Below are 6,000 nucleotides of genomic sequence, written 5' to 3'. Positions count from 1 at the left end.
CGGTTTCATAATAAATGTATAATTGACATTTATGTATTTCAAATGTTACCTAAACAAAATAAACCTTTATAAAAGCCAATAGTCTTTATGCTATAATCCAAACTAACCGAATGAAACAGATTTTTACGCTTCTCCTTATTTTATCATCTATTTACGTTTATGCTCAAAAAACGGGTTCAGTAAGCGGCCGGATAATCCAATCAAAAGATAAAAAGCCGATTGATTACGCCTCTATCGCAGTTAAAAACTTAAGCGATTCGAGCATGGTTGGCGCAGTGAGTACATCAGAAGATGGGAAATTTGTTTTCAAAGGCTTAAAACCCGGTAGCTATAAATTGTATGCTGCATTTTTGGGCTTAAAAAATACCACTAAAGATTTTACCATCTCAGCAGATAAACTGGATATAGTACTTGGTGATATTGTTCTAGAGGGCGGTGCAATCGATCTTCAAACAGTTGATATAAAAGCCGAAGTGCCGCCAATTGTAGTAAAAAAAGATACCATAGAGTTTAATGCAAGTTCATTTAAGGTAATAGAAAATGCGGTGGTAGAAGATTTGTTGAAAAAGCTGCCCGGGGTAGAAGTGGATAAAGCAGGAACAGTTAAAGCGCAGGGCGAAACCATTACCAAGGTTAGGGTAGATGGAAAAGAATTTTTTGGCAATGATCCGCTGCTGGCCACTAAAAACCTGCCGGCAGATATGATTGATAAAATCCAGATCATTGATGAACTTTCAGATCAGGCTCAGTTTACCGGCATTGATGATGGCTCGAGAACCAAGATTATCAATATCACCACCAGAAAAGATAAGAAAAACGGATACTTTGGCAATAGCACAGCTGGTTATGGCTCTAACGACCGCTATGATGTAAATGCAAACATAAATCATTTTAAACAGGATAAACGATTGAGTGTTATTGCACAGTTTAACAATGTGAACAAACAAAACTTTGGAGGCGGTTTGGGTGGCGGCAATGGTGGTAGTAACGGTGGCAGGGGTGGAATAACCGATACCAAAGCCGGAGGTTTCAATTTTTCGGATGAATATGCCGATGAAACGGAAATCAGCCTGAGTTATTTTGTAAATAAATCTGATAACCTGATTGTATCGAACAGTGTAAGGCAAAATCTGTTGGGAAATGAGACCACCGTTTTTAAAAACGATCAGGTGAATAACTCCGATCGGTTAAATCACCGACTGAATTTTATGGTAGATACCAAGATTGATTCATTAACCTCACTCCGTATACAACCTAATTTGAGTTATACCGATAATGAGAGCTTAAACAATAGCACCTATACCCGCGATTTTAACAGCTACATGATCACCGGAACGCAATCGTTGAGGAATCACAATACCGCGCCATCAATTAGCAATAACATCCTGTTGCGTAAAAAATTTATGCGCAGGGGTCGAACCTTATCGCTTAACTTTAATACCAACATAAACAATAATGATGCTGATAATTACAACACCAACCCTGAAACCCGTAAAGAAAACGGCACTAGCACGCTAAAAACTACCGATCAGTTTAACGATCAGGAGAGCGAATCCATTAATCAGAATTCAAGATTGGTATATACCGAGCCATTGGATAAGACCCTGAGCCTTGAGTTTAATTATCAAAATGGTTATAATCACAATACATCCGACCGTTTTACCTATAATTTTAATCCCGCTACCCTGCAATACGATTTATTGGATCAAACCTTCAGTAATGCGTACGAAAATACAATTTTAACCAATTCTGCCGGTTTCAGTTTTAATAAAATGGCTAAAAAATACAACTGGAATGTAGGGATGGCCGTTCAAAATACCGATAGAACCAATAATAACATCAGTAAAGGATTTGTGCTGAAGCAAAACGTATTTAATTATACTCCTTCGGCAATGTTCAGGTACAATTTTAGCAACAGCAAACGTTTGGTATTTAATTACAGGGGCAGTACCAACCAGCCAACCATTCAACAATTACAGCCGATCAGGAACAATACCAATACGCAGAGCGTGCCTGTGGGTAACCCCGATTTAAAGCCCGAATTTAACAATACCCTAAGGGTAGCCTTTAATACTTTCACAGTTGGCAAAAACAGATCGTTGTTTGTAAATTTAAACCTTACCCAAACCACCAATCGGATTGCAAACAGCAGCAGCTTAATTCAGAGTGGAGAAGATCAGGGTAAGCTTGCAGTTACCCCGGTTAACGTAAACGGCGTTTATTCAGGATCAATATCCTCTTCGTTGAGTTTGCCGCTTATGGCCGATAACAAGCTTAATTTTCATGTCAATGTAAGCGGGAACTATGATAGAGACGTAAACTTTACCAACTCCTTAAAAAATATAACCAACAGCTGGGCAATTACCAATGGTTACCGTTTGGTTTCTAATTTAGATAAGCTCGATTTAACCGCAGGAGTAAGTGCCTCTGTAAACCGTGCAACTTATTCCGTTCAGCCAAATTCCAATACACGTTATTATACCTTTAGTCCGAATGTAAGCGTAAGTTATTTATTTCCAGGTGATGTACGCTGGGCTATAGATGCTGATTATAATCAAAATACTGGAAGAGGGGAAGGCTTCGATACGCATTTCACATTGGTTAACTCTTATATAAGCAAACAGTTTTTTAAAAACAGGGGAACTTTTAAGGCTGCGGTAAACGATTTATTGAACGAAAATCAAGGCATAAGCCGAACGGCAAATAACAATACCATACAGGATGTGAGTTATAATGTATTGAAACGTTATTTTATGTTTTCATTTACCTATTCGTTAAACAGGATGGGCGGAAAAAACCGCATCAGAGGTGGAGAAGAAGGCGGTAGAGGCCGTGGCGGTAATGGCGGCGGTGGCTTTGGTGGTGGCAGGCAGCGGAACTAAATCATCTCAGGGTAAACCTGCATAATTTATCCCGTCCTTAAGGCCGCGTTATTTGGAATAAATCTAAAGAAAGGTTAACTTGCGCCAAATTTAGCACATGAAACTGTCGCACCTAAAAGTTGGGGAAAAAGGAACAATCGTAGCATTTACAGATTTAGACATGTCTGTAAAGCTGATGGAGATGGGATGCTTGCCCGGCGAGGTGGTAGAGGTAGAACGTTTTGCTCCTTTAGGCGATCCGATGGCCATTCGTGTTGCTGGCTATCAGCTTTGTTTGCGTAAAAGCGAAGCTGATGTTATTATCATACAATAAATAAGCTGGGTTTGGATATTAAAGTTGCGTTAGTTGGTAATCCCAATACAGGTAAATCTACATTATTTAACCGTTTAACAGGGTTAAATCAAAAAATAGGAAATTTTCCGGGGATTACGGTTGATAAGAAAACAGGTTTTACAAAACTTGCCGAAGGTAAAGAAGCCGAAATTATAGATTTACCCGGAACTTATAGTTTATATCCAAAAAGTAGCGACGAAAGTATCGTTTTTCAGGTGCTTGCTGATAAAAACAACAGCAGCCACCCCGACGTAATTGTGCTGATTGCTGATGCCTCCAACCTGAAACGTAACATGCTTTTGTATTCGCAGGTTGCAGATTTGGGCATCCCAATAATTTTAGCCTTAAATATGATCGATCTTTCTACCAAGCAGGGGATTGAAATTAATTTAGATAAGCTTGCCGAAAAACTGGGTATACAGGTTGTTTCAATTTCTGCAAGAAATAATATCGGCATTGATAAGCTAAAGCAGGCCATTGCCAATACCAATAAAATTGCCACCCAGTTTCAGGATGTTGATGTTAATTTTTTGGCTCCTGCAGCCATTAATGCGATTAAATCCAAATTCAACTCAGATAACGATTATTACGCTTTGCAGGTTTTGCACCAACATGAATACTTAACTTTTTTTACTGAAAAAGAACAGGAAGAAATTGAGGAAATTGAGCAATCACATCACTTTGAATCTTCCAAAATTCAGGCTGCAGAAACCATTGCCAGGTATAAACACCTCAGTACAATCTTGTCTGGAGTGGTTGTCGATAATAATGTAGAAAAGAAATTTTCCTTCAGTGATCGTTTGGATGCTATCCTTACACACAAGGTATGGGGCTTTGCAATTTTCCTGTTCATCCTCTTTGTAATTTTCAATGCCATATTTGCCTGGTCATCTTATCCGATGGATTGGATTGAAACCGGTTTTGGTTTTATCACAAGTATTGGTCATGAGTATTTGCCTGCCGGTATGCTTACCGATTTACTTCTTGATGGCGTAATTGCCGGCTTAGGAGGTATTTTTGTTTTTATCCCTCAAATTGCAATTCTATTTGCTTTTATTTCCATTTTAGAAGATACAGGCTATATGGCCCGGGTTACCTTTATGATGGATAAAATTATGAGTAAGGTAGGCCTTAACGGAAAATCGGTAGTGCCGATGATCGGTGGTTTGGCTTGTGCTGTGCCATCTATCATGGCGGCAAGGAACATTGAAAACTGGAAAGATAGGATGATTACCATCATGGTTACGCCATTGGTAAGCTGTTCGGCAAGGCTCCCGGTATATATTTTAATAATTTCCTTGATTATTCCGTCCAAAACCGTGTTAGGCATTTTTAATATGCAAGGTTTGGCACTGATGGTAATGTACCTTGTTGGTATTATCGCTGCGGTATTGGTTGCCTGGGTGATGAAATTCATCATCAAAACCAAAGAAAGGTCTTATTTTATCATGGAGTTGCCTATTTATCGCATGCCAAGATGGAAAAATGTTTTCTACACGATGTATGAGAAATCGAAAACCTTTGTTTTTGAAGCCGGTAAAGTTATTATAGCCATTTCAATTATTCTTTGGGTGATGGCTTCTTTCGGACCGGGAAACCGTTTTGAAATTATTGATAAAAAATATGAAACCGCTTTAGCTGATACCACAAAAAATACCGATCACATTAAAACTTTGGTTGCTACCGAGAAATTGGAAAACTCTTATGTTGGTATTCTTGGTCATGCGATTGAGCCTGTAATCCGCCCTTTGGGTTACGATTGGAAGATTGGGATAGGCTTAATTACCTCTTTTGCTGCACGTGAGGCATTTGTAGGTACCATGGCTACCATTTACAGTGTAGATGGGGGTGACGAAGATACGGGTACAATCAGGACGCGCATGTCGGCCTCAAAAAATAGCCTTACCGGCTTGCCTGTATATACTTTTGCTACAGGTATTTCATTAATGCTTTTTTATGCTTTTGCAATGCAGTGCATGAGTACGGTTGCGATTGTTTACCGTGAAACCAAGGGTTGGAAGTGGCCAGTTATCCAGCTGGCTTATATGACTGCCATGGCCTACATTGCTGCGCTCGTTGCTTATCAGTTATTAAAATAAACCGGAGTTAAAATTCATCACTCTTATTTTGTCAGTCTAAGGGTAGTAGAAGGGTCTTTTTATAAATATTAAGGCGAACAATATCTGTGCAACTATTAAAGTTTCCTCCCGCTTTCCGTTTTACTTCACCCGGAAAATCGGGTTCGTGTTCACTCCATCCCGCGAAAATCGTTTTAAATTTAACTAAAAGCCTGTAGTTAAATGTTTGCATGCTTTTTTATTTTCTGAAAACCACCAAATTATTCATTTTTTCGCAAGAAAAAGGTGAGCAATTCGATGAGCACATTAAACGGTATAAATGCTCATCAATTATAGATAAAAACTTGTTTGTAAGCTAGTTAAGTCATCAAACATCTTGACTTTAAGTCACAGGATTAAGAATTTTGTTTCACTTTAATCATTTGTCATGAGAACAAACATGAATCTGCTTTTTTATTTAAAAAAGCGCTCTACCTACAAAAAACGGTGGTTTATGAGATTATGATACATCGTTTAAAACTCACTCAGATTTTACAAGAGAATTTCCCAAAAACTTGTATCACAAAACAAAGTCTATTTTATTTACAAATAACGGTTTTAGTGATACAATAATGAATATAGGTTGCGCTAGATTTTTAGTAAATACAAAGTTAATATTAGATTTAAGCAGTTCGTCAGGTTGGATGCGAAGCAATACCATTAGCAG

The 6,000-nt window shown here is 38.4% G+C and carries 3 protein-coding genes; all 3 read left to right on the top strand.

Going from position 1 to position 6,000, the window contains the following annotated elements; genetic code table 11:
- The first annotated feature begins 110 nt into the window (after positions 1 to 110).
- The 3 genes from ACZZZW_RS25600 to feoB all read left to right on the top strand — a co-directional run bounded on the left by ACZZZW_RS25600 (position 111) and on the right by feoB (position 5,315).
- Positions 111 to 2,882, top strand: a complete 2,772-nt coding sequence (locus ACZZZW_RS25600) for an outer membrane beta-barrel protein (protein ID WP_463497691.1) — start codon at positions 111 to 113, stop codon at positions 2,880 to 2,882.
- Between the two features lie 97 nt (positions 2,883 to 2,979).
- A complete protein-coding gene (locus ACZZZW_RS25595) occupies positions 2,980 to 3,195 on the top strand; it encodes a FeoA family protein (protein WP_055913318.1) in 216 nt (71 codons plus the stop codon).
- Positions 3,196 to 3,206: 11 nt separating this feature from the next.
- A complete protein-coding gene (gene feoB / locus ACZZZW_RS25590; RefSeq protein ID WP_463497687.1) occupies positions 3,207 to 5,315 on the top strand; it encodes a ferrous iron transport protein B in 2,109 nt (702 codons plus the stop codon).
- Positions 5,316 to 6,000: the final 685 nt, after the last annotated feature.

Source organism: Pedobacter sp. AC379 (genome assembly GCF_979258145.1).
This window is presented reverse-complemented; position numbering and strand designations above follow the sequence as displayed.